General features: G+C 72.7%; 20 protein-coding genes. 11 read left to right on the top strand and 9 right to left on the bottom strand.

The features are described 5' to 3' along the window. The first annotated feature begins 268 nt into the window (after positions 1-268). The 3 genes from rhaI to NFU81_RS02085 all read left to right on the top strand — a co-directional run bounded on the left by rhaI (position 269) and on the right by NFU81_RS02085 (position 5,182). Positions 269-1,435: an L-rhamnose isomerase gene (gene rhaI, locus NFU81_RS02095; RefSeq protein ID WP_251484230.1), complete on the top strand. Its 1,167-nt coding sequence runs from the start codon at positions 269-271 to the stop codon at positions 1,433-1,435. Positions 1,436-1,553: 118 nt separating this feature from the next. Then, the gene (locus NFU81_RS02090) at positions 1,554-3,593 is read left to right on the top strand and encodes a bifunctional aldolase/short-chain dehydrogenase (RefSeq protein WP_251484229.1); all 2,040 of its coding nucleotides are present in this window, start codon (positions 1,554-1,556) and stop codon (positions 3,591-3,593) included. Positions 3,594-3,658: 65 nt separating this feature from the next. Beyond that, a complete protein-coding gene (locus NFU81_RS02085; protein WP_251484228.1) occupies positions 3,659-5,182 on the top strand; it encodes a rhamnulokinase in 1,524 nt (507 codons plus the stop codon). 160 nt (positions 5,183-5,342) lie between these two features. Here NFU81_RS02085 and NFU81_RS02080 read toward each other — a convergent pair whose 3' ends face one another. Beyond that, positions 5,343-6,083 (bottom strand): SDR family NAD(P)-dependent oxidoreductase, encoded by a 741-nt coding sequence (locus tag NFU81_RS02080; protein ID WP_251484226.1) that lies wholly within the window; start codon positions 6,081-6,083, stop codon positions 5,343-5,345. Positions 6,084-6,329: 246 nt separating this feature from the next. On the opposite strand from NFU81_RS02080, the gene NFU81_RS02075 reads away from it, so the two are divergent. Then, complete coding sequence (locus tag NFU81_RS02075; protein WP_251484225.1) at positions 6,330-6,857, top strand: hypothetical protein; 528 nt, start codon at positions 6,330-6,332, stop codon at positions 6,855-6,857. A 141-nt stretch (positions 6,858-6,998) separates the two neighbouring features. On the opposite strand, the gene NFU81_RS02070 is transcribed toward NFU81_RS02075, so the two are convergent. The 8 genes from NFU81_RS02070 to NFU81_RS02030 form a co-directional block, all read right to left on the bottom strand. Next, complete coding sequence (locus NFU81_RS02070; RefSeq protein ID WP_251484223.1) at positions 6,999-7,376, bottom strand: hypothetical protein; 378 nt, start codon at positions 7,374-7,376, stop codon at positions 6,999-7,001. Between the two features lie 129 nt (positions 7,377-7,505). Beyond that, the gene (locus tag NFU81_RS02065) at positions 7,506-8,771 is read right to left on the bottom strand and encodes an RNA polymerase sigma factor (RefSeq protein ID WP_251484220.1); all 1,266 of its coding nucleotides are present in this window, start codon (positions 8,769-8,771) and stop codon (positions 7,506-7,508) included. An 83-nt stretch (positions 8,772-8,854) separates the two neighbouring features. Then, positions 8,855-9,205 (bottom strand): YciI family protein, encoded by a 351-nt coding sequence (locus tag NFU81_RS02060; protein WP_251484217.1) that lies wholly within the window; start codon positions 9,203-9,205, stop codon positions 8,855-8,857. Positions 9,206-9,262: 57 nt separating this feature from the next. After that, positions 9,263-9,739 (bottom strand): YunG family protein, encoded by a 477-nt coding sequence (locus NFU81_RS02055; protein WP_251484215.1) that lies wholly within the window; start codon positions 9,737-9,739, stop codon positions 9,263-9,265. Positions 9,740-9,789: 50 nt separating this feature from the next. After that, positions 9,790-10,980 carry an alpha-hydroxy-acid oxidizing protein gene (locus NFU81_RS02050; protein WP_251484213.1) on the bottom strand — a complete coding sequence of 397 codons (1,191 nt, stop codon included), beginning with the start codon at positions 10,978-10,980 and terminating at the stop codon, positions 9,790-9,792. A gap of 36 nt (positions 10,981-11,016) precedes the next feature. Then, a complete protein-coding gene (locus NFU81_RS02045; RefSeq protein WP_251484210.1) occupies positions 11,017-11,208 on the bottom strand; it encodes a DUF6381 family protein in 192 nt (63 codons plus the stop codon). Positions 11,209-11,407: 199 nt separating this feature from the next. Next, positions 11,408-13,708: an FUSC family protein gene (locus tag NFU81_RS40730; protein ID WP_274038162.1), complete on the bottom strand. Its 2,301-nt coding sequence runs from the start codon at positions 13,706-13,708 to the stop codon at positions 11,408-11,410. Between the two features lie 137 nt (positions 13,709-13,845). Next, a complete protein-coding gene (locus NFU81_RS02030) occupies positions 13,846-14,589 on the bottom strand; it encodes a FadR/GntR family transcriptional regulator (protein ID WP_251484207.1) in 744 nt (247 codons plus the stop codon). A gap of 83 nt (positions 14,590-14,672) precedes the next feature. Here NFU81_RS02030 and NFU81_RS02025 point away from each other — a divergent pair, with 83 nt between their 5' ends. From NFU81_RS02025 to NFU81_RS01995, 7 genes are all read left to right on the top strand, one after another. Beyond that, a complete protein-coding gene (locus tag NFU81_RS02025) occupies positions 14,673-16,130 on the top strand; it encodes a sialate:H+ symport family MFS transporter (RefSeq protein ID WP_251484205.1) in 1,458 nt (485 codons plus the stop codon). Next, entirely contained in the window at positions 16,130-17,047 is a 918-nt protein-coding gene (locus tag NFU81_RS02020; protein ID WP_251484202.1) for a dihydrodipicolinate synthase family protein, read from the top strand. Before NFU81_RS02025 ends, NFU81_RS02020 begins: the two co-directional genes overlap by 1 nt. A gap of 407 nt (positions 17,048-17,454) precedes the next feature. Beyond that, positions 17,455-18,480, top strand: a complete 1,026-nt coding sequence (locus tag NFU81_RS02015) for a LacI family DNA-binding transcriptional regulator (RefSeq protein ID WP_251484200.1) — start codon at positions 17,455-17,457, stop codon at positions 18,478-18,480. Beyond that, positions 18,477-19,433, top strand: a complete 957-nt coding sequence (locus tag NFU81_RS02010) for a carbohydrate ABC transporter permease (protein ID WP_251484198.1) — start codon at positions 18,477-18,479, stop codon at positions 19,431-19,433. The genes NFU81_RS02015 and NFU81_RS02010 overlap by 4 nt, the downstream gene beginning before the upstream one ends. Positions 19,434-19,510: 77 nt before the next feature. Continuing rightward, positions 19,511-20,341 (top strand): carbohydrate ABC transporter permease, encoded by an 831-nt coding sequence (locus NFU81_RS02005; RefSeq protein WP_251484560.1) that lies wholly within the window; start codon positions 19,511-19,513, stop codon positions 20,339-20,341. Beyond that, positions 20,341-21,660 carry an ABC transporter substrate-binding protein gene (locus NFU81_RS02000; protein WP_251484196.1) on the top strand — a complete coding sequence of 440 codons (1,320 nt, stop codon included), beginning with the start codon at positions 20,341-20,343 and terminating at the stop codon, positions 21,658-21,660. Before NFU81_RS02005 ends, NFU81_RS02000 begins: the two co-directional genes overlap by 1 nt. 127 nt (positions 21,661-21,787) lie before the next feature. Further along, positions 21,788-22,891 (top strand): ADP-ribosylglycohydrolase family protein, encoded by a 1,104-nt coding sequence (locus tag NFU81_RS01995; protein ID WP_251484193.1) that lies wholly within the window; start codon positions 21,788-21,790, stop codon positions 22,889-22,891. The last annotated feature ends 307 nt before the right edge of the window (positions 22,892-23,198 follow it).

Raw genomic sequence — 23,198 nt, 5'->3', positions numbered from 1 at the left:
TATTATGCCGTGACACGATTCAATAGATTGGCCAGCCCGACGGGGTCGCCCACTCCGGTGGCGAGGCGGCGACGGCGCCGCCCCGACCTTGTCGAGTCCCACGCGCCACCTCCACCTCCCGGCGCACACCGGCCGGCGGCGGACCGCCACGTTCAGCGCCACAGCCCGGCACCACCACGTGAACCATTTCATCGCTTCACGAGTCATTGACAGAAGCCGTCCTCACCATTACGGTATCCGCTAAATGAAACGATTCACAGGGGTTGCCATGCCTGATCTGTCGGCCGTCCGGGCGGCGCTGAAGTCCCAGCGGATCGAGACCCCTTCGTGGGCGTACGGCAACTCCGGTACCCGGTTCAAGGTGTTCCGGCAGGAGGGGGTGCCGCGTGATCCGTTCGAGAAGCTGGACGATGCGGCGCAGGTGCATGCGGCGACGGGTGCGGCTCCGGTGGTGGCGTTGCACATACCGTGGGACCGGGTCGAGGACTACGGTGCTTTGCGGGCGTATGCCGAGGAGCGGGGGCTCCGGCTGGGTGCGATCAACTCGAACGTCTTCCAGGACGACGACTTCAAGCTCGGTTCGGTGACCAACCCCGATCCGGTGGTCCGGCGGAAGGCTTTGGGGCATCTGCTGGAGTGCGTGGACATCATGGATGCCACGGGTTCGCGGGATCTGAAGCTGTGGTTCTCCGACGGGACGAACTACCCGGGCCAGGACGACATCGCCGCCCGGCAGGGCAGGTTGGCCGAGGCGCTGGCGGCGGTCTACGAGCGGCTGGGCGCGGATCAGCGGATGCTGCTGGAGTACAAGCTGTTCGAACCGGCGTTCTATGCGACGGATGTCCCGGACTGGGGCACCTCGTATGCGCACTGCCTCAAGCTCGGCCCGAAGGCGCAGGTCGTGGTGGACACCGGGCATCATGCGCCGGGTACGAACATCGAGTTCATCGTGGCGTTCCTGCTGCGCGAGGGGAAGCTCGGCGGGTTCGACTTCAACTCCCGCTTCTATGCCGACGACGATCTGATGGTCGGTGCGGCCGATCCCTTCCAGCTGTTCCGGATCATGCACGAGGTGGTGAAGAACGGCGGTCTGGAACCGGAGAGGGGTGTGGCGTTCATGCTCGACCAGTGCCACAACATCGAGGCGAAGATCCCGGCGATCATCCGCTCGGTGATGAACGTCCAGGAGGCCACCGCCAAGGCCCTGCTGGTCGACGCCGGTGCGCTGGCCGCGGCCCAGTCGGCGGGGGACGTGCTGGAGGCCAACGCGGTCCTGATGGACGCCTACAACACCGACGTCCGCCCGCTGCTGGCCGAGGTACGCAAGGAGCAGGGCCTGCACCCCGACCCGATGGCCGCCTACCGCGACTCGGGCTGGCAGCAGCAGATCGCCACCGGCCGCGTCGGCGGCGAACAGGCCGGCTGGGGCGCGTAGTTCCCCGGCACCCGCACCTCGACACCACGTCCGGCACCCGCACCTCGACGCCAGGCCCGGCACCCGCCCGGCCGATCCCGACTCCGACCCGACACGGACCCGAAGGAAGACGACCGTCATGCCCCACTCCCCCGAAGTAGCAGCGCTGCTGGAGCGCTCGAACCGGCTGGGTTCGGATCCGCGCAACACCAACTACGCCGGTGGCAACACCTCTGCCAAGGGCAGCGCGACCGATCCGGTGACCGGCGCCGGTGTCGAGTTGATGTGGGTCAAGGGCTCCGGCGGCGACCTGGGCACCCTGACCGAGCCGGGCCTGGCCGTGCTGCGCCTGGACCGCCTCCGCGCCCTGGCGCAGGTCTACCCCGGCGTGGACCGCGAGGACGAGATGGTGCCCGCGTTCGACTACTGCCTGCACGGCAAAGGCGGCGCCGCACCCTCGATCGACACCGCGATGCACGGCCTGGTCGACGCACCCCACGTCGACCACCTCCACCCCGACTCCGGCATCGCACTGGCCTGCGCCGCAGACGGCGAGAAACTCACCGCCCAATGCTTCGGCGACACCGTGGCCTGGGTACCCTGGCGCCGCCCCGGGTTCCAACTCGGCCTGGACATCGCCGCCATCAAACAGGCCAACCCCCAAGCCATCGGCTGCATCCTCGGCGGCCACGGCATCACCGCCTGGGGCGCCACGTCCGAGGAGTGCGAACGCAACGCCCTGCACATCATCCGCACCGCCGAAGCCTTCCTCACGAACAACGGCCGACCCGAGCCCTTCGGCCCCGTACTGGACGGCTACCTGCCACTGCCCCCCGCCGAGCGCAGGTCACGGGCCGCCGCACTCACCCCGCTGATCCGCTCGCTCGCCTCCACCGACCACCCCCAGGTCGGCCACTTCACCGACACCCCCGAAGTACTGGACTTCCTGGCCCGCACCGAACACCCCCGCCTCGCAGCACTCGGCACCTCCTGCCCCGACCACTTCCTGCGCACCAAAGTCCGACCCCTGGTCCTCGACCTGCCCCCCACCACCCCCCTGGAGCAGACCACGGCCCGGCTGCGTGAACTCCACACCGCCTACCGCGCCGAATACGCCGCCTACTACCAGCGACACGCCACACCCCACTCCCCCGCCATGCGCGGCGCCGACCCCGCCATCGTGCTCGTCCCCGGAGTGGGCATGTTCAGCTTCGGCAAGGACAAACAGACCGCCCGCGTCGCCGGCGAGTTCTACCTCAACGCCATCAACGTCATGCACGGCGCCGAAGCCCTCTCCACCTACCGGCCCATCGAAGAGTCGGAGAAGTTCCGCATCGAGTACTGGGAACTCGAAGAGGCCAAACTCCGCCGCATGCCCACACCCAAACCCCTGGCCACCCGCATCGCCCTGGTCACCGGCGCAGGCTCCGGCATCGGCAAAGCCATCGCCCACCGCCTCGTCGCAGAAGGCGCCTGCGTCGTCATCGCCGACCTCAACACCGACAACGCGAAGGCGGTTGCCGAGGAGTTGGGCGGCCCCGACAAGGCGGTGGCCGTCACCGTCGACGTCACCGACGAACAGCAGATCACCGCCGCATTCGAACAGGCCCTGCTCGCCTTCGGCGGGATCGACCTGGTCGTCAACAACGCCGGGATCTCCCTGTCCAAACCCCTCCTGCAGACCACCGCAGCCGACTGGGACCTCCAGCACCGCATCATGGCCCGCGGCTCCTTCCTCGTCTCCCGCGAAGCAGCCCGCGTCATGACACAGCAGGCCCTCGGCGGCGACATCATCTACATCGCCTCCAAAAACGCCGTGTTCGCAGGACCCAACAACATCGCCTACTCCGCCACCAAAGCCGACCAAGCCCACCAGGTCCGCCTCCTGGCCGCCGAACTCGGCGAACACGGCATCCGCGTCAACGGCATCAACCCCGACGGCGTCGTCCGCGGCTCCGGCATCTTCGCCGCCGGCTGGGGCGCCCAACGCGCCGCCGTCTACGGAATCGAAGAAACCGAACTCGGCGAGTACTACGCCCAACGCACCCTCCTCAAACGAGAAGTACTCCCCGAACACGTCGCAAACGCCGTCTACGCCCTCACCGCCGGCGACCTCACCCACACCACCGGCCTCCACATCCCCGTCGACGCCGGAGTCGCAGCCGCCTTCCTCCGCTGAGCAGGGACGCGCACCGCGGTGCCGCCGTCCGCCGCCCTGTCCCCCACCCGCAGAAGGAATGCCCCGTGACCTCGACCGCTCCGCCCGCGTCCGCCGCCCCGACCGCCTTCGCCGCGGTGGACCTGGGGGCGACGAGCGGGCGGGTGATCGTCGGCCGGGTGGGGCAGGGCGGCCTGGACCTCACCGAGGTCCACCGCTTCCCCAACACACCGCTGCGGCTGCCCACCGGGCTGTACTGGAACCTGCCAGGGCTCTTCCAGGGCGTGCTCGACGGGCTGCGCGAAGCCGCAGGGACCGGCCCTGTGGCGTCGGTCGGCATCGACACCTGGGCGGTGGACTACGGCCTGCTCGACGCGGACGGCGCGCTGCTCGGCCTGCCCCACCACTACCGCGACGACCGCACCCGGGGCCTCGCGGAACGGGTACGCGACCAGGTCGGCGCGCGGCGGCTGTACGGCATCACCGGGCTGCAGCACCTGCCCTTCAACACGGTCTTCCAGCTGGCGGCGGCTCGGGACTCGGCCCAACTCGCGGCTGCCCGCACGCTGTTGCTCGTCCCCGACCTGCTGGCGTACTGGCTCACCGGCTCCGTCGGCGCCGAGATCACCAACGCCTCCACCACCGGCCTGCTCGACGTCAGGACCGGCACCTGGTCGCGGGACATCGCGGCGGCCACCGGGATCGACCCCGCCCTGCTGCCGCCGCTGCGGGAACCCGGCACGCCGGCCGGCGCCCTGCTGCCGCACGTCACCGCGGCCACCGGGCTGGCCCCCGGCACGCCCGTGGTCGCCGTGGCCTCGCACGACACGGCGTCGGCGGTGGCCGCGGTGCCGGCGACCGGCGCGGGCGCCGCGTACATCTCCTGCGGGACCTGGTCACTGGCCGGTCTGGAACTGGACGCGCCCGTGCTCACCGAGGAGTCACGGGCGGCCGGCTTCACCAACGAGCGCGGTGTCGACGGCACCGTCCGCTACCTGCGCAACATCATGGGCATGTGGCTGGTCGAGGAGTGCCGCCGCGCCTGGGCCGCGCAGGGCCGGCCGGTCGCCCTGGCCCCGCTGCTCACCGCGGCCGCCGGGGCCGAACCGCTCGCGGCACTGATCGACCCGGACGCACCGGAGTTCCTCGCCCCCGACGACATGCCCGCCACCATCGCCGCCGCGTGCGTCCACACCGGACGGCGCCCGCCTGCCGAACCGGGCGCGGTGATCCGCTGCGTGCTGGACAGCCTGGCCCTGGCGCACCGCCGGGTGCTGCACCGGGCGGCGGAACTCGCCGGCCGCGACATCACCCGCGTCCACCTCGTCGGCGGCGGCAGCCGCAACGCGCTGCTCTGCCAACTGACCGCCGACGCCACCGGTTTGCCGGTCGTCGCCGGACCCGCGGAGGCCACCGCGATCGGCAACGTCCTGCTGCAGGCACGCGCCCGCGGTCTGGTCGGCGGCCTGGCGGAGATGCGGCAACTCGTCGCGGAGACAAAGCAGTTGCGGCACTACCGCCCGCAGGGCGACGGCCGCGGCTGGGCCGCCGCCGAGGCCCGGCTGGCCGCGGGGTCCGGCCGCCCCCTGATCTCCGGGGCCGGCCGGTGAGCCTCCGGCGTCCGCACCCCCGGCACCCCATGACGTGGATCTCCGGCCCCCCGCCACCAGCGGCATCGAGCTCGGCCACGTCGAAAGGCGTCCACGGCCCCCGCACCCTCGACGTCGTCCTGATCGCCGGGAGTGCGGGTAGTGGCAGAAGCCCCCGGGTTCAGGCGGAGAAGCCGCCGTCGACCGTGAGCACGGAGCCCGTGATGTACCGCCCGCCGTTACCGGCGAGGAAGGCCACCGCGTCGGCCACCTCCGCCGCGGCCCCGTAGCGGCCGAGCGCGGGGATCTGCCGCATGAACTCCGCGGCCGGGCCGTCCGCGGGGTTCATCTCGGTGTCGACGAGGCCCGCGTGCACCACCGAGGCGTTGATGCCGCGCGGTGCCAGGTCGCGGGCGAGACCCCGGGTCAGGCCGGTCAGTGCGGCCTTGGACATCGAGTAGAGCGTCAGGCCCGGGGCCGGTACGTGATCGGTCAGCGCGCTGCCGATCGTCACGATCCTGCCGCCCTCGGGCATGTGCCGGGCCGCGGCCTGCGAGGCCAGGAAGACCGCGCGTATGTTCACCGCGAGGATGCGGTCCAGCTCGTCGACGGTGTGGTCCTCCAGCGTCCCGCCGATGAAGATGCCGGCGTTGTTGACCAGGATGTCGATCCCGCCCAGCTCGCGTACGGTCCGCTCGACCGCGTCCGCGGGCGCCTCCGGGTCGGCGGCGTCGGCCCTGACGGCCAGTGCCCGGCCGCCGTCGGCCACGATCTTGCCGGCGACCGCCTCCGCCTTGTCGGCGGAGTTGACGTACGTCAGCGCCACCGCCGCGCCCTCCTGTGCGAGCCGCAGCGCGACGGCCGCCCCGATCCCGCGGCTGCCGCCGGTCACCAGTGCGGTCCTGCCGGTCAGCGTGTCCATGTGCGTCCTCGTTCCGTGGTTCCGGGTGCCCGAAGGTCCGGGCACCTGTGGTCCAAGCACGGGGGAAGACCTCACGACGGCGGCAAAGGAACCGGTGGCCCGGCCGCACGGGGCGTCGTGCCGCCCGGGCCGAACGGACGACCGGGGGCAGCGGTCACGTTCGAGGGCCTTTGTCAGGGTTTCCTTGACGTCCTGACGGTGTGTTGGGGAATCTGGACGCACGTTCCGGCGGCGAAGGGCTGAGGCATGAGCTGGGTCGACGAGACTGGGCGGCACGAGGGCTATGTGACGGCGGTGCTCGCGGACGGCGGCGAGCCCGCTCCGCGGCCCGGCGGCCGTATGCCGTGGTGGGCCTGCAACGGGGCGGACGGGCCGCGGGCGGTGGGCGTCAGAGGGGCGTGCACGTGCGGGTGGCGCGGCAGCGCCACGCACCCGGTCGACTTCGGCGACGACGAGGCGACCGAAGGGCACGAGGCGGAGGCCGGCCCGTACGCGGACTGGGACGGGCACGCCACGGCGGCGGAGGGCCTGGTGCCGTACGACGTGGAGCAGCTGCTCGGCGCGCTCCAGCGCAGGATCGAGGAGCTGTCGGAGAGCCGGCCGGTCACCGCCCTGCGGATCGCGGCCCGCGTGGAGAGCGCGGCGCCGCGGTACAGCGCGGACGCGGCCAGGGCGGCCCGCAGGGGTTTGGTGTCGTGGGAGACGATCGGCCGCGCGTTCAGCACCAGCGGGGAGGCTGCGCAGGACCGGTTCGCGCGGCAGATCGCCGACTGACGTCCCGAACCGGCCGGTCACCGGTACGGCCTAGCTCCCCGGCGCGCGGTCGCCGATTCGGAGCGGGAAAGCCTGCATTATCCCTGGGCGGAACCGATCGGCGTGAATTCCCCTGCCGGATCGGCCGCACGAAATACCGGACTATTCGTTGAACCATCCGGAGAAGACGCGGCCGCCGGTGCCGTTCCAGTCGAGTTGCATCTGGTACCAGCCGTCGTTGCCGATGTTGTAGGGGTACTTGTCGCAGCCGGCGTCGCCGCCGTCCTGTTCCGACCACAGCGGGGCGATGTTTCCGGTGAGCCACTGCTTGCTCAACGTGCCCGTGACGCCGTGGTCGTCCACTCTGGTGTCACATATGACGAAGACGTCCCCGTCGTCGATGAATTTCATGTAGCCGCGGCCGTCCGGGAGGTAGATGGTCTTGTCGGTGTCAGCCAGGGCGGAGTTCGTCGTGGTGACGAACATGGTGGCAGCTGCGGCACCGATGACGGCAAGGCGGATTAACGTGGTCTTGACCATTTTTTTCCTCTTTCACTGCGGGGTCGCGAAATGACCCGGCTTCGATGGGAGGCGTCCGCTTTACTGTGAGTTCTTGGCGAACGGCTGGACAGTAGTCCACCAGAAGTTTGCCTGTCCATGACTTCCTCGTTATCTGAGTTCGATTTGAGCAATCCGGTCGAGCAGGAATTCCCGCTCTACCGCGTTCGCGGTGTGGAGCAGGGCCTCCCGGTAGGCCGTGCCGGCCTCGGCCGCCCGGCCGAGGCGGTCGAGGAACTCGCCGCGGGCGACGGACGCGTAGGGGTAGGCGGCGAGCCGCGGGTCGTGCGCGAGGGCGTCCAGGGCGGCGAGGCCCGCCATGGGGCCGTGGGCGAAGCCGACGGCGACCGCGCGGTTCAGGGCGGCCACCGGCGTGGGGCGGCGGCGGAGCAGCAGGTCGTACAGGCCGACGATCTCCTGCCAGTCCGTCTCCTCCCACGTGGGCGCCTCGGCGTGCACCGCCGCGATCGCGGCACGCAGCCCGAACGGCCCGGGCGGCCGGCGGCGCAGCGCGCGGCGGACCAGCACCAGGCCCTCGGCGATGGCCGCACGGTCCCAGCGACCGCGGTCCTGGTCGGCGAGCAGGACCGGGGCGCCCGCGGTGTCGAGCCGGGCCGCCCTGCGGGCGTCGGTCAGCAGGATCAGTGCGCGCAGCCCTGCCACCTCCGCGTCACCCGGCAGCAGGTCGCCGAGCATCGCGGCCAGGCCGGCGGCCCGGGCGATGAGGTCGGTGCGCAGCAGTTCGGGACCGTCGGGGGCGACATGCCCGGTGGTGAACAGCAGGTCGACCACCGTCAGTACCGCGTCGACCCGCTCGGGCAGGTCCTCGGAGTCCGGGATCCGGTACGGGATACGGGCCGCGGTGATCTTCTTCTTCGCCCGGGTGATCCTGGCCGCCATGGCGGTCTCGCCGACCAGGAACGCGCGGGCGGTCTCCGCCGTCGTCAGCCCGCAGACCAGCCGCAGCGTCAGCGCCACCCGGTCCTGCGGGGCGAGGGCCGGGTGGCAGCAGGTGAAGATCAGCCGCAGCCGCTCGTCGGGGATGTCCTGCCCGTCGGCGGGACCGGTGACCGGCTCGTCGTCGGCGAGCAGCGGCAGCGCCGTACGGATGAAGGCGTTGCGGCGGATGACGTCCACGGCCCGGTTGCGGGCCGCGGTGGTCAGCCAGGCTCCGGGCCTGGCCGGGATGCCGCCGGACGCCCAGGCCACCAGGGCCTTCGCGTAGGCGTCCTGCACGCACTCCTCGGCGAGGTCGAGGTCGCGGGTGACCCTGACCGTCGCGGCCAGCACGAAGGCCCACTCCCCGCGGTGGGCCTCGGCGACCGCGCGGGCGGCCGCGGCCTTCCCCGGGCCGCGGGGCGGCGGATCGGCGGGCATGGCCCTGCCTCCTTTCTCCCCGTCGCAGGCGGCGGGCGGCGGGGCCGGGGGTGCCATGGCGACCGCCCCGGCCCCGGCCCCGGTCAGAACAGCGGGCGTACCTCCACCGCGGCGTCGCCGGTCCTGCCGAAGAAGGGCAGCCGCTTCGCCACCGCGAGCGCGGCGTCGAGGTCGGACACCTCGATGATGTAGTAGCCGCCCAGCGCCTCCTTGGTCTCCGCGTAGGGGCCGTCCGTCACGAGGTGGCCGCCCGCACCGTCCTCGCGCACCACGGTCGCCGTCGACGTGGGCTTGAGGTGCTCACTGGCCACGATGACGTCCTTGTGCTCGCGGCTGAAGGCGTCGTGCGCCACGTCGAGCGCCCGGCGGGCGGTGTCGTCGGCCGCCTCGTAGTCGGCCTCGCGGTCGTGGATGAGCAGCAGATAGCGCGCCATGGCCATCCGTCCCTTCGTACTGTCCGTACCGTCGCGGGGACCCGGTGCGGCCCCCTGTCACCCTTCCGACGAACGGGCGGGACCCGGAATCGACACGGCCGCGGCCCCCGCACCGGCCGGGTGCACCATGGCGTCCGGCTCGGGCAGCGGGCCGAGGTGCCGCGCGACGCGCTCGCGCAGCAGCAGGTACTCCTCCCAGCGGCGCGGCAGCGGCCCGGGCGGGCGGGTCACGACGCGGGTTCCGGTCACCTGCTGGCCGCGCAGGAACTGCTCGCTGGTCATGTCGATCTGTATGCCGCTGGGCAGTGCGTTCCACCAGTGGAAGCCGTGCTGCTCGCCGTCGAGGTGGACCTCGCCGACCAGCAGGTCGCCGCCGAACAGGTCGTGGACGAGCAGCGCGCTGATGTCGCAGTGGCCCCAGGCGGGGTTGTCCGCCCGCCACTCCCCCCGCAGCAGGTCGTCCGGCGAGCAGGTGTCGGCGGCCCAGGACGCGCGCAGCGCCCTGTCCAGGTCCAGCAGATTCCAGGTGGTCATGAGTGCAGCGTCGCATCCGGCACTGACAACGCCCCTGCGCACGCCCGCAGTCACGGCAGGAGGCGCAGGCTGCCCGGGGTGAGGTCGGCGCGGGTCGGGTAGCCGTCGACGGCCATGATCAGGTCGGCCTCGGCCAGTACGGTCTTCAGCACGTGGACGATGCCGTCGGTGCCGCCGAGCGCGCAGCCGTACGCGTACGGGCGGCCGATGCCCACCGCGGTCGCCCCCAGCGCCAGCGCCTTGACCAGGTCGGCGCCCGAGCGCACACCGGAGTCGAACAGCACCGGGAGCCCGTCGGCGGCGGCGACGACATCGGGCAGCACGGCGAGGGCGGGCAGGCCGCCGTTGGCCTGGCGGCCGCCGTGGTTGGAGCAGTAGACGGCGTCCACGCCGCCGTCCTTGGCGCGGCGCACGTCGTCGGGGTGGCAGATGCCCTTGACGATCAGCGGCAGCCGCGTCAGCGACCGCAGCCAGGCGAGGTCGTCCCAGGTCAGGGCGTTGCCGAAGAGCCTGGTCCAGAGCAGGATCGCGCCCTGCGGGTCATCCTGCGGGTGCTTGCCGAGCAGGCGGTGGAAGACCGGGTCGGTGAAGTAGTTGGCCAGGCAGTGGCCGCGCAGCTGCGGAAAGTTACCGGTCGCCAGGTCGCGCGGGCGCCAGCCGGTGACCCACGTGTCGAGGGTGACGACGATCGCGGTGTAGCCCGCCTTCTCCGCCCGGCGGACCAGGCTCTCCGCGAGGTCCCGGTCGGTGGGTGTGTACAGCTGGAAGAAGCCGGGGGCGCTGCCCAGTTCCGCCGCCACGTCCTCCAGCGGGTCGACGCTCAGCGTCGAGGCGATCATCGGCACGCCGGTCCTGACCGCGGCGCGTGCGGTGGCGAGGTCGCCGTGCCCGTCCTGGGCGCACAGCCCGATGACCCCGATCGGGGCCATGAACAGCGGGGAGGGCCAGGTCCGGCCGAACAGCTCGACGGACAGGTCGCGCTCCCGGGCGCCGACGAACATCCGCGGGTACAGGCCCCAGCGGGCGAAGGCCTCGACGTTCGCCCGCTGCGTGGCCTCGTCGCCCGCGCCGCCCGCGACGTACGACACCAGGGACGGCGGCATCGCCTCGGCGGCGCGGGCCTCCAGCTCGGCATACGTCATCGGCAGGTCGGGAAGTACGCCGCCGAGGGCGCGCAGATAGATGTCGTTCTGGTAGTTCCCGAACGCGGTGGGCAGGTGCGGTGGCGGCTGGTCGCTCATCGGTCGTGTCCTTGCGGTCGGGCGGACAGGAGTGGATCACTGCGCGGGGTAGATGTCCCCGGCCGCCATCATGCTCTCCTGATCGCTGTCCGACTCCAACTGCTGCGCTCGGCGCTGGAGGCGGGTGCGTTCCGCCGCGTTCGCGGCGTGTTCCGCGTCGGCGGCCAGCTTGTCCGCCTGGGCGCGGAGCTGGCGTATGTGCCGGTGGGTTTCGTCTGTCGTCGCCATGGTCCTGGCCTCGCTTCCCGCGAAGGGGGATGACCCCCGTCCCCCTCCAGCCAACCAGGCCCGCGCCCCGACGGCCACCCGTCCCCCGGGACCGTGGCCTGCGGGGGCGGGTCCGCACAGTCCCGTCGCGGGCCCGACGGGCGGGGCACCGGCGGCCGGACGGTTCTGCGCGGACCCGCCCCAGGGCGCCGGCCGGGGGTCAGGGAAGGGCCTGGGCGGAGGTGGCCAGGGAGGTCTGGAGGCGGCGGGCCGCGTCCAGGTGGTCGCCGGTCCAGATGATGCGGACGGCCGTCGCGGTCGCGCGCCCGCGCTCGTCGCGCAGGTCCCGCCGGACCGCCTCGACCAGGCGACCGTCGGCCGCGACGTCTTGCTGCAGGGGCGCGGGGACGGGGCTGCGCCCGGTGAGGCCGTCGGCCAGGCCGTGGTACCAGCCGGAGACCCGGTCCGCCCCGGACAGCAGTTCCGAGCGGGCCGCCGCCCGCTCGGCGTCACTGTGCACGTCGCCGGCCCGCTGCCACATGCCCAGCACCGCGTCCGCGGCGAGCCGCAGCCCCACCACGCCGGTGACCAGCGTCGTCATTTCGGCGAGCGGCACCGGCTTGGGGCCGCGCTCGGCCAGGTAACTGCGGAAGGCGTCGTCGAGGCGGCGGGCCGAGGCGGCGGCCTGCCGCCCGGCCGCCAGCGGGGCCGCCGCCGGCTCGGGTCCCGCGGTGCAGCACCCCACCGCGTAGTCCACCGCCCCTGCCAGGTAGTCCGCGCTGTCGGCGTACGCCTCCGCCATGGCCCTGTCCATCGCCGCGGCGGCGCCGCGCGGCCAGAAGAACACGCCGACCACGATGCTGACCGCGCAGCCCAGGGCGATGTCCTCGACCCGGAAGAGGCCGACCCTCCAGTCGGGAACCTGGCCGATGTTGAAGAGGATCACCAGGGTGACGGTGAAGGCGGCCTGCCCCGCGGCGAAGGAGATGGCGGCGGGCGCGACGCCGGCGATGAGGACCGCGATCGGCAGCAGGAACCAGAGCAGATCGCTGTTGTGGCCGATCAGCTGGAGCAGCCCCGCTCCGATGATCGAGCCGACGACCGTGCCGGCCAGCCCGCGTACCGCGTTCTGGCCGGTGTTCAGGGCGTTGGAGCGCAGCACCGACAGCGCGCCGAGCACCACCCAGAAGGAGTGCTGGACGCTGGTCACTTCGGTGAGGGTCACCGCCAGGCCGAGGCCCACGGCGCCGCGGACGCTGTTGTGCAGCCACACCGAGTGCAGGTCGAGGTGGGCGGTGGCGCGTTCCCGCGCGGAGGCGAGCGGGCCGGCCAGGCCGCCGGGCTCGCGGCCGAGCAGCCGGGCTCCCCAGCCGCGGCCCTCGGCCGCCGCCGCGAGGTCGACGTTGGCGGCGATCTGCAGCACCGCGTAGCTCAGCTCCTGGCTGCGGAACGAGACGTCCAGGGAGCTGAGGAAGTCGGTGACGTCCTGCTCGCCGCCGGGCGCCTCCTGCTGCGCCGGCAGCCGGCTGGTGGCGTCCCGCTCTATCGCGTCCAGGGCCTCGTGCAGCTCGGCCACGGCATCCCGCAGCGCCGCCGGGTCGGTGTGCCGGCCCTCCAGCAGGTCCGCGGCCTCGTCGAGGGTGCGCGCGGCGGCCTGTTTGGCCAGGCAGGCCGCGGTCACGTGGCCGCGGGCGGTGTCCTGCGGCGTGCCGCTGTGGGCCACGATCGCGGTGAGCCAGGTGAGCTCGTCGACCAGCCGGACCACGGCGCGGGCGCCGGTGGACAGGCCGGTCGGGCGGTAGGGCGTGGAGTCGAAGGCCCGGCGCAGCTTGTCCGCGGCCTGTGCGGCGCCCTCGGTGGCCTCCTTGCAGGTCGCGGCGGTGGGCCTGTCGGGGCCGAGCACCAAGGCGGCGTCGACGCGCAGCCGTACGGCGACAGCCCGGCAGACGTCGGCGGCGGGCTTGTCCAGCGGGTCGGTGGCGGAGCGCGGCCACAGCAGGGTGACGGCGAGCATCGAGGCGACGGTGGCCAGTCCGCCGCCGGCCAGCCGGTCGGGCAGCGCGGACAGCGGTGCCGACAGCGACACCGGGAGGATGAAGCCGAGCAGCAGCGCGGTGGTGGCACCGGCCAGCACGGAGCTGACGATGCCGGAGAAGAGCACCGCGAAGCCGACCACGACCATGGTCGCCACGCTGAGCCAGGGCAGCGTGGAGACCGCGGTGCCCAGGCAGATCAGCGCCGACCAGGCCACGGCGAGGGCCGCGTGGGCGCGCAGCATCTGCACCACGGGGCCGCTGAAGTCGACGAGCAGCAGCATCGAGAAGGCGCCGAAGGCGGCGAAGCTGGCCATCGCGGGCGAGCCGATGACCTGGCTGCACAGCGCGAAGAGCGCGGGCATCACGATGGCGCCGCGAGCTGCTCTGCGGGTGGCGGCCAGTCCTGGGTCCTTGGCCCGCAGCCTCGCCACCGCGGCCCGCAGCAGGCGGGGGACGGCGCTCGGGTCTCGGGTCGGGGTGTCCATACGGGGCGTTCCTCCGGTCGGCCGGGCGGGCCGCCGGCCGTCCCGGCGCACCGCTGGCGTCGAGTATTGCGGGTGAACGCCCTGGTGGCACGGCGTTTCTGCAACCATGCCCCGGCACGCTGCACCGCGCGCCCGCCTCAGGCCGGTTCTGCCGTGCCGGTCCAGCGGTCGAAGCGGCCGGTGATGTCGGCGAAGTGCTCGGCGATCATGGCGGCGGCCGCGTCCGGGTCGCGGGCGACGACCGCTTCCAGGACCTGGCGGTGCTGGCGTACGACCTGGCCGTGGTCGGTGTGCGGCTTGCCGACCTCGCTCTCCACCTGGCGGTAGACGTCCCAGAACAGCGCGATCAGCTGGAGGACCAGGGCGTTGCCGAGGGGTTCGTAGAGCAGCTCGTGGAAGCGCCGGTCGTGGCCCGCGCGGCCGGCGTCGCCGTCGGCGGCCAGTGCGTCCAGCTCGTCGCGCAGCCGGGCGATGTCCTCGTCGGTGAGTTCGCGTGCCGAGCGGCGGATCAGGCCGCTCTCCAGCAGCGAGCGGACCTCGACGATGTCGAGCAGGCCGCGCGGGTTGTCCCTGCGCACCGCCAGCCGGGTGTGGAAGAGCAGGCCAGGAGCCAGGGAGCGGAGCTGCGGTGTGCCGACGTAGGTACCGTAGCCGTGCCGGATGTCGACAATTCCGAGGGCCTGCAGGCCCTTGAGCGCTTCACGCACCGAGTTGCGGCTGACACCGAGCGTACGCATCAGCTCGGGTTCCGGCGGCAGCACCTCTCCCGGATCGAGGTCCAACTCCACGATGAGGTCGATGAGTTGGTCCTGCACGGTGGGCCGCCGACCACGGCCGGCGTCCGCGGCCTGCACGGCGGGGGGCTTGCGCTGAGCTGGCATGGGGCCTACGTTACCGCGAAGCGTAGGACGTGGGACGTCCTACGTCCTACATCTCGAACCACCGCTCCCGAGGATGCGAGCCCATGAGGACACACGACGCGGCCGCGCCGCCACTTCGCTGGCGGGCCGAGCTGTCGAAGCAGAACTGGAAGGCGTTCTCCGCCGCGTGGCTCGGCTACGCGATGGACGGTTTCGACTTCGGCCTGATCACCCTCGTCCTGACCGAGATCGCCAAGGACTTCCACCTGTCCACGGTGACCGCGGCGACCCTGGTGTCGGCCGCGTTCGTCTCGCGCTGGTTCGGCGGCCTGGCCATCGGCGCGCTGGGCGACCGTTTCGGCCGCCGCCCCGCGATGGTGCTGAGCATCGCGCTCTACGCGGTCGGCTCCGTGCTCTGCGGCTTCTCGTGGGACTACTGGTCGCTGTTCGCCTTCCGGATGGTCGTCGGGCTCGGCATGGCGGGCGAGTACAGCGCGAGCGCCACGTACATCATCGAGAGCTGGCCGCGGCGGATGCGGAACACCGCCAGCGGCATGCTGCTGTCCGGCTACCCGCTGGGCGGGGTGCTGGCCGCCAAGACGTACGCCTGGGTGGTGCCGCACACGAGCTGGCGGGTGCTGTTCTGGATCGGCATCCTCCCGGTGATCGTCGCGGTCTACCTGCGCCGCCGGCTGCCCGAGGCCACCGAGTGGCAGCAGGCCAGGGACGCGGGCGAGCGGCCGGTCAGCGCCACCGCCCTGCTCTTCACCGGCCGCGCCCGGCTGTGGACGGTGCCGGTCTGCCTGGTGGCGGGGGTCGCCCTGCTGGTGGTGCTGCGCAGCCAGTCGCTCGCGGTCACGCTGCTGCTGGTCGCGGTCATCACCGCCTGCTTCGTGGCGCTCGCCGTGCAGTTCGCGCAGCGCCTGTGGCCCGTGGTGGTGGGCCTGATGGTCACCGTCTTCTGCGCGTTCCTCTACTCCTGGCCGCTGCAGTCGCTGCTGCCGACGTACCTCAAGACCGACCTGCACTACGACCCGGGACAGGTCTCCGACGCGCTGCTCTACGCCGGCTTCGGCTACGCGGTCGGCTCGGTGGCCAGCGGCTACCTCGGCGACCGGTTCGGCACCCGCCGGGCGTACGTGAGCATGCTGGTCGTCTCGCTGGCCTTCGTCTACCCGGTGTTCGCCCTCGGCGAGGGCCACACCACCGCCCTGTGGGTGCTGCTGTTCCTGCTGGTGGGCACCAGCCAGGGCGCCTCGGGCGTGCTGCCCAGCTACATCAGTTCGCACTACCCGATCGGTATGCGCGCCGCCGCACTCGGGTTCAGCTACAACGTCGGCGCGCTCGGCGGCGCCGCCGCCCCCGTCCTGGGCGCCAAGATCGCCGAACCGCTGGGCCTGGGCACCTCGTTGGCCTTGCTCGGCCTCGTACTGACCGTCGCGGTCGTGCTGCTGGTCGGCTTCGACGTGCCGGCCCGCGTGCAGAGCGCCGCGGAGCGGCGGCGCCCCGCAGCAACCGGAAGAACCGCAACAGCCGGACCCCCGGCGAGTGAGAAGGTCTGATGTTCCACGGAGTCGTCCCTCCCCTGTGCACCCCGCTGACCCAGGACGGGGAGGTGGACACCGCCTCGCTCGAACGCCTCACCGGCTTCCTGCTCGACGCCGGAGTGCACGGCCTGTTCGTCGGCGGGTCCACCGGGGAGATCGCCCAGCTGACCGACGCGGCACGGGACACCGCGCTGCGCACGGTCGTGGCCACCGCAGCCGGTCAGGTCCCGGTCCTGGCCGGCGCGATCGACACCGGCACCCTGCGGGTACTCGAACACGCCCGGCGGGCGGAGGCGTTGGGCGCCGCCGCGGTGGTGGTCACCGCACCCTTCTACGTCGGGGTCGGCGAGGCCGAGGTCAGGGCGCACTACGAGCTGCTGCACGCGGCGCTCGAACTGCCCGTCGTCGCCTACGACATCCCGTCGAACGTCGGCTACAAGCTGCCCTCGGCGCTGCTCGGCGAGCTGGCGCAGGCCAAGGTGATCGCCGCGGTCAAGGACTCCTCGGGGGACCTCGAAGGCTTCCAGCGGGTGCTCGACGGCGCCGCAGGCAGCGGGGCGGCCTGCCTGACCGGCTCCGAGACCCTGGCGGACCTGGCGATGGCGCGCGGCGCCGACGGCATCGTGCCGGGCCTGGGCAATGTGGACCCGCACGGCTACGTGCGGCTCTACGAGGCCGCGCGGGCCGGTGACACCGCCGCCGCACGGGCCGAACAGCGGCGGCTGACCGAGCTGTTCGGCATCATCGAGGTCGCCGACCGCAGCCGGGTGGGCCGGATGTCGGGCGCACTCGGCGCGTTCAAGGCGGCGCTGGCCGCCCGCGGCGTGATCCGCCACCCGCACACCCAGGCGCCGTTGCTGCCCCTGACGGAGGCCGAGTCGCGGGCGGTCGCGGACCGCGTCGCCGCGGCCGGGCTCGGACCGGTCGGCTAAGGGCTGTCCCGCAATCCCCGGCGCGCGCGCGACGACAGCTACGGCACCTCGCCGCGTTGTCGGGCTCGCCCGAATACGACCCGGTATGAGGGCGACCCTTCGCCTTGCGATGCACCGCATCTGACGCCGCCCGCTGGTCCACCGCGGATTACGGGACAGCCCTGAGCCGGCTCACGCCTCCTTCCGGTCCGCGGTGCGGTGTGCGCCGCGGGCCGGATTTTCCTGAACGCTTCCCTCCGGGCCGTGATTCAGGCCACAATTGACTGACCGTCAGCGAAACGTCCGCGCAACATCGCGGAAACCCCTCCTCCCCCGAGGGGTCGGAGAAGGATCACTCTGTAAACGATTACAGTTCGCGGCCGTACAGCGAGAGGACGACTATGCCGACTTCGGACGGACCACCGACGGTGGAGACCATCGCTGCCCGGGCGGGGGTGTCCACCGCCTCGGTCTCCCGCGTTCTCAATGGTCACGGGGCTCGTCCCGACACCGTGCGGCGGGTCGAGCAGGCCGCGGCGGAGCTGGGCTACGTGCCCAACGGGGTGGCCAGATCCCTCAAAGGCGGCCGTACACGTCAACTCACCTTCGCCATGCCCGATGTGGGCAATCCGGCCTATGTCTCGATGGTCCGGCAGATACAGGCGGTGACCAAACCGCTGGGCTACCGGCTGCTGCTGCACTCCACCGACGCCGTCGCCGAGGACGAGCTGGACGTGGTGCGCAGCCTCGCCGACCGGACGAGCGACGGGCTGATCCTGTGTCCGATCCGGGTGACCGGCGCCCATCTGGAGGTGCTGGCGCGCGCCGCCCGCCCGGTGGTGGTCATCGGGTCGCTGCCCGGTGCGGCCGCGGTGGACAGCGTGCGGGCCGACTCGGTGTCGGGCACCGTGCTCGCGATACGGCACCTGATGGAGCGCGGCCGGCGTCGGATCGCGTTCATCAACGGCCCGGCGGACACCGTGCCGGGGCGCAACCGCAGGATCGGCTACGAGACGGCACTGCGCGAGGCCGGCGCCGTACCCGACCCCGCGCTGGCCGTGACCACCGAGTTCGGTATCGAGGCCGGCGCGCGGGCGGCCCACCGGCTGCTGGACGCGCACCCCGGCATCGACAGCGTCTTCTGCGCCAACGACCAGCTCGCGCTGGGCGCCGCCCACGCCGCGCACGACCGGGGCCTGCGGATACCCGAGGACCTCGCGGTGGTGGGGATGGACGACAGCGAGCTGGCCAGGGCCGGCCACCCGGCGCTGACCAGCGTCGACCTCGGCTCGGGCGCACGGGGCAGGATCGCCGCCGAGATGCTGGTGGCCCGGCTCGACGGCGGCGCCCACGAGGTGCGCTGCGAGACGGTCGCCCCCCGGCTCGTGGTCCGCGAGTCCACCACGGGCGCACGGACCCGCGTCGGTTCGGGTGCCGTAGTGGGCGTGGCATGAGCGCCGCCGCCGCAACCGCCGAGCCGCGGCCGGGCGCCGGCACTCCCCCGCCGCGTACGACCGCCGCCCGCCGCCGGATGCTCGGCCTGGACCGGGACGCCTGGTTCCTGCTGCTGCCCGCGCTGATACCCGTGCTGGTGCTGAGCGTCGGACCGCTGCTGTACGGCATCTCGCTGGCCTTCACCGACGCCCAGTCGGGCGTCACGCGGTCCACGTCCTTCACCGGCCTGACCAACTTCGCCGACCTGCGGCTCGATTCGCTGTTCTGGGACTCCTTCAGGATCGGGCTGATCTGGGCGGTGTGCGTCACCGCGCTGCAACTGCTGCTGGCGCTCGGCCTCGCGCTGCTGCTCGACCAGAACCTGCGGTTCCGCTGGCTGGCCCGCACCCTGGCGCTGGTGCCGTGGGCGATGCCCGAGGTCGTGGTCGGCATCATGTGGCGGCTGGTCTACAACCCGGACGCGGGTGTCCTCAACAACACGCTGCGGCACCTGCATCTGACGTCGGGCCACACCGACTGGCTGTCCAGCCTGTCGCTGGCGCTGCCCGCGGTGATCGTGGTGGGCGTGTGGGCGGGCATGCCGCAGACCACCGTGGTACTGCTGGCCGGCCTGCAGAACGTACCGCTGGAACTGCACGAGGCGGCCGGCATCGACGGGGCCGGGGCCTGGCGCCGCTTCACCACCGTGACCTGGCCGACCCTCAAACCGGTGGTGCTGTCCATCACCGCGCTCAACTTCATCTGGAACTTCAACTCCTTCGGCCTGGTCTTCGTCCTGACCAGCGGCGGCCCCGGCGGCAAGACCCGGCTGCCGACCCTCTTCGCCTACGAGGAGGCCTTCCGCTACGGGCAGTTCGGCTATGCGGCCGCCATGGGCCTGGTGATGGTCGCGGTGATCGCCGTACTGCTCACCGTCTTCCTGCGCAACCGTCTCAAGGAGGCCGACCAGTGAGCGCCGCCGTTCCCGCCTCGCAGCAGGCCGCCCCGCAGCCCGTACCCCGCCCGCAGCCGCGCCCCGCGCGCCGCGGTCTGCGCCGCCGCGCGGGCCGGACCGGGCAGTACGCGGCGCTGCTGTGCTACCTGGTCTTCCTCGCCTTCCCGCTGCTGTGGCTGGTCTCGACGGCCTTCAAGTCGCCCAGGGAGCTGGGCTCGGTCGACCCGACGTGGCTGCCGCGGCACCCGACGCTCGGCAACTTCCGTACCGCGCTGGACGAGCAGCCGCTGCTGCACGCGGCGCTCAACAGCCTGCTGGTGGCCGGGGCCGCCGCGCTGATCTCGGTGGCGGTCGCGGTGCCGGCGGCGTACGCGATGGTGCGGTTCAGGGGCGCGGTGAGCCGGGCCGGCACCGGCTGGATCCTGGTCAGCCAGATGTTCCCGCTCGTGCTGGTCATCATCCCGTTGTTCATGGTGCTGAAAAATCTGCACCTGATCGATTCCCGGCCCGGCCTTGTCGTCGTTTACGTGGTGTGGACGCTGCCCTTCGTGCTGTGGATGCTGCAGAGCTATGTCAAAGCGGTGCCGGTCTCGCTGGAGGAGGCCGCCGCGATCGACGGCTGCGGCCGGCTTCGGACGCTGCGCAGCGTGGTCCTTCCGCTGCTGGCGCCCGGGCTGGTCGCGACGCTGATGTTCGCCTTCGTCACCGCCTGGAACGAGTTCTTCTTCGCCCTGGTCCTGCTCAAGACACCGGAGAAGCAGACGATGTCCGTGATCCTCACCCACTTCACCGGTGCCGAGGGGGCCGCGGACCTCGGCCCGCTGGCCGCCGCGTCGCTGCTCGCCACCATCCCCAGCCTGGCCTTCTTCGCGCTGCTCCAAAAGCGCCTGGTCGGCGGCATGCTGTCCGGGGCGGTGAAGGGCTGATGCGCCGCCGCAGCCTGCTCACCGGCGCCGCCGCGACCGCCGCCGCAGCCGGCTCCACCACCCTGCTGTCCGGCTGCGGCTCGTCGGACGCGTCCGGCGTGCCCACCCTGGACTTCCTGTCGCTGGCCTGGCAGGAGGAGTCGGTCGCGGCCAACAAGGCGCTGGTGGCGCAGTGGAACACCGCGCACCCCGAGGTCCAGGTCCGCTACGTGCAGGGCAGTTGGGACGACGTCCACGACCAGCTGCTCACCTCCTTCGAGGGCGGCGCCGCGCCGGACATCATCCACGACGAGGGCAACGACCTCACCGACTTCGGCTCCGGCGGCTACCTCGCCGACCTGACCGGGCTGCTGCCCGCGGCGGTACGCGGCCGTATCCCGTCCGCCGCCTGGGACATGGGCCGCTTCGGCGGCGGTCTGTACGGCGTGCCCTTCCTGCAGGAGCCGCGGGTGCTGATCGCCAACCGCGGCCTGCTGGGCGAGGCGGGCATCGACCTTCCGGACGCGGAACAGCCCTGGACGTGGGCGCAGTTCGAGGACATCGCCAAGGAGCTGTCCCGCTCCGGCGGGAAGGACGAGCGCTACGGCGTCGCCTGGCCGATGAGTTCACCGGTGAGCGTGACGCTGAACCTGTCGCTGACCACCGGCGGGCGCATCCTCTACCGCAAGGACGACGGGGGCACCGAAGTCCGCCTGGAGCAGGCCGACTCCGCGTTCGCCGAGATGGTGCGACGGCAGGTCGGCACCGACAGGTCGGCGCCCGCCAGTGCCCTGGGCATGAGCGGCGGCGACACCCTGCCCGGCTTCTTCGCCGGGCGCTACGCGATGCTGCCGCTCAACCTGTCCTACCGGCAGCAGGTGCAGCAGCAGGCGCCGGCCCGCTTCGACTGGGTCACCCTGCCGCTGCCGGTCGGCGCCGGCGCCCCGGACGGCGGGCGCGCGCAGGGCGTCAGCCCGCAGACGCTGTCGGTGTCCAAGGACTGCCGCCACCAGGCGCAGGCGGCGGCCTTCATCGGCTTCATGACGCAGACCGACCACCTGGTGGAGCTGGCCAGGGGCGACTGGATGGCCCCGACCGGCACCGACGCGCTGCGGGACCCGTCGCTGACCACCGGCAAGCTCGGCTGGAGCACCGGCATGTCGGTGGCGGCGCATCTGGTGGCCTCCCCCGCGCTGGGCCGGCGCGGATATCCCGAGTGGTCGGACAAGGTCGCCACCCCGGCGCTGCAGCAGTACTTCAGCGGCGCCATCGGCCTGGACTCGCTGCGCAAGAAGCTGGTGCGCGACGGCAACAGGGTCTTCGACCGCTACCGCAGCTGACCGGCGACGAAGGAGCCACCGACATGCCCGCAGCCGGATACCGCCCGCCGCCGCGACCGCCGCCCTGCCGCACGGGACCAGCGGACGCCCGCACCACACAGCAGGACTCACCAGGAAATGGCACGGCATGAGCACAACTCCCGCCCCATCCGGCACCTCCGGCCCATATCTGACCCCGTCGCCCGACAGCACCCGCAGACCCGCTCCCGCCCCCGGCTCACCGCGCGACCATGCGCGCGGCGCACTGACAGGCCTCGCCGTCGGTGACGCGCTGGGGGCGCCCGCGGAGAACATGAAACCGTCCGCGATCCGCAAGCGCTGGGGCCGTATCGAGGACTTCGTCACCGACGACCCGGCCGGCACCGACGACACCGAGTACGCCGTCCTGTCCGGGCTGCTGCTGGCCCGGCACGGATCGGCCCTCACCCCGGCCGACGTCGAGACGGCCTGGCACGAATGGATCGCCGACCGGGACGAAGGCCCCTTCAAGGGGGCCGGCTTCAGCGAGCGCGGCACGTTGGAGAACCTCCGCAGGGGTCTCGCCGCGCCGATCACCGCGCAGCACCGGCACGCCTGGAGCGACGGGCTGGCGATGCGCGCCACGCCCTGCGGCGTCTTCGCCGCGGGGCGGCCGGGCGAGGCGGCCCGGCTGGTCGCCATCGACGGCACGATCAGCCACGAGGGCGAGGGGATCTACGGCGGGCAGGCCGTCGCGGCGGGGGTGGCGGCGGCGATGGGCGGCGGAGACTGCGCCGCGGTGATCACCGCGGCGCTGTCGGTGGTGCCCGAGGACTCCTGGACCGCGCGCTCGCTGCGGCGGGCGGTGACGGTGGCCCGCCGGGTCAGGCTGGACCCCGACCTGACGGTGCTCGACCGGGAGCGGGCGCTGCGCGCCGCGGTCGTCATCGGCGGCTACCCGTGGACGGATCTGGCGCCCGAGGCGGTGGGGCTGGCCTTCGGCGCGTTCGCCCTGGCGGCGGGCGACTTCACCGGCTCGGTGCTCACCGCGGTGAACATGGGCAGGGACGCCGACACCACGGCCGCGGTCGCCGGCGCCCTCGCCGGCACCCTCGGCGGCTGGTCCGCGATCCCGGCCCGCTGGTCAGGGGCCGTCAGAGCGGTACGCGGCAGCTGCCTGCCCGCGATGGCCGGCTACCACGTCCACGACATCGCCGACCTGCTCTCCCCCGACGAGGCCCGGCACGCCCCGGTGGAACGGGCCGCCTCATGACCCACCACCCGACCCGGCGCACGAGCGACGCGGCGACGGCCGAACCCCGGGGCGCCCGCGCACCGCAGCGCGGCCCACGGACGGACGAGCCGGCCCCGCCGGGACCGCACGCCCCGGACACCCGGCCCCCGGTCCCGAGCGCGCGCCCGGACAGCCCTGCGGCCGTGAGGGATCCGGACCCCCTCCCAACCCCGAACGGGCTCGGGGGGCGGCGGAGCGGGCCGGGCACGCGGCCGAACGGCCCGGCGGCCGAACAGGACGCGGACCCCCTCCCATCCCCGGCCGGGCTCGGGGGGCCGGGCGCGGG

This window comes from Actinacidiphila cocklensis (genome assembly GCF_907177275.1).
Classification (GTDB): Bacteria; Actinomycetota; Actinomycetes; order Streptomycetales; family Streptomycetaceae; genus Actinacidiphila; species Actinacidiphila cocklensis.
Note: the sequence above shows the minus strand (reverse complement) of the source record. Positions and strands in the feature narration are given on the sequence as shown.

What these genes read in the sequence shown, in the direction of transcription:
- NFU81_RS01995 (WP_251484193.1), top strand. Translation starts at nt 21,788, where the DNA reads ATGAGCACAACTCCCGCCCCATCCGGCACCTCCGGCCCATATCTGACC.
- rhaI (WP_251484230.1), top strand. Translation starts at nt 269, where the DNA reads ATGCCTGATCTGTCGGCCGTCCGGGCGGCGCTGAAGTCCCAGCGGATC.
- NFU81_RS02090 (WP_251484229.1), top strand. Translation starts at nt 1,554, where the DNA reads ATGCCCCACTCCCCCGAAGTAGCAGCGCTGCTGGAGCGCTCGAACCGG.
- NFU81_RS02020 (WP_251484202.1), top strand. Translation starts at nt 16,130, where the DNA reads ATGTTCCACGGAGTCGTCCCTCCCCTGTGCACCCCGCTGACCCAGGAC.
- NFU81_RS02000 (WP_251484196.1), top strand. Translation starts at nt 20,341, where the DNA reads ATGCGCCGCCGCAGCCTGCTCACCGGCGCCGCCGCGACCGCCGCCGCA.
- NFU81_RS02045 (WP_251484210.1), bottom strand. Translation starts at nt 11,208, where the DNA reads ATGGCGACGACAGACGAAACCCACCGGCACATACGCCAGCTCCGCGCC.
- NFU81_RS02025 (WP_251484205.1), top strand. Translation starts at nt 14,673, where the DNA reads ATGAGGACACACGACGCGGCCGCGCCGCCACTTCGCTGGCGGGCCGAG.
- NFU81_RS02030 (WP_251484207.1), bottom strand. Translation starts at nt 14,589, where the DNA reads ATGCCAGCTCAGCGCAAGCCCCCCGCCGTGCAGGCCGCGGACGCCGGC.
- NFU81_RS02075 (WP_251484225.1), top strand. Translation starts at nt 6,330, where the DNA reads ATGAGCTGGGTCGACGAGACTGGGCGGCACGAGGGCTATGTGACGGCG.
- NFU81_RS02065 (WP_251484220.1), bottom strand. Translation starts at nt 8,771, where the DNA reads ATGCCCGCCGATCCGCCGCCCCGCGGCCCGGGGAAGGCCGCGGCCGCC.
- NFU81_RS02010 (WP_251484198.1), top strand. Translation starts at nt 18,477, where the DNA reads ATGAGCGCCGCCGCCGCAACCGCCGAGCCGCGGCCGGGCGCCGGCACT.
- NFU81_RS40730 (WP_274038162.1), bottom strand. Translation starts at nt 13,708, where the DNA reads ATGGACACCCCGACCCGAGACCCGAGCGCCGTCCCCCGCCTGCTGCGG.
- NFU81_RS02055 (WP_251484215.1), bottom strand. Translation starts at nt 9,739, where the DNA reads ATGACCACCTGGAATCTGCTGGACCTGGACAGGGCGCTGCGCGCGTCC.
- NFU81_RS02080 (WP_251484226.1), bottom strand. Translation starts at nt 6,083, where the DNA reads ATGGACACGCTGACCGGCAGGACCGCACTGGTGACCGGCGGCAGCCGC.
- NFU81_RS02070 (WP_251484223.1), bottom strand. Translation starts at nt 7,376, where the DNA reads ATGGTCAAGACCACGTTAATCCGCCTTGCCGTCATCGGTGCCGCAGCT.
- NFU81_RS02060 (WP_251484217.1), bottom strand. Translation starts at nt 9,205, where the DNA reads ATGGCGCGCTATCTGCTGCTCATCCACGACCGCGAGGCCGACTACGAG.
- NFU81_RS02050 (WP_251484213.1), bottom strand. Translation starts at nt 10,980, where the DNA reads ATGAGCGACCAGCCGCCACCGCACCTGCCCACCGCGTTCGGGAACTAC.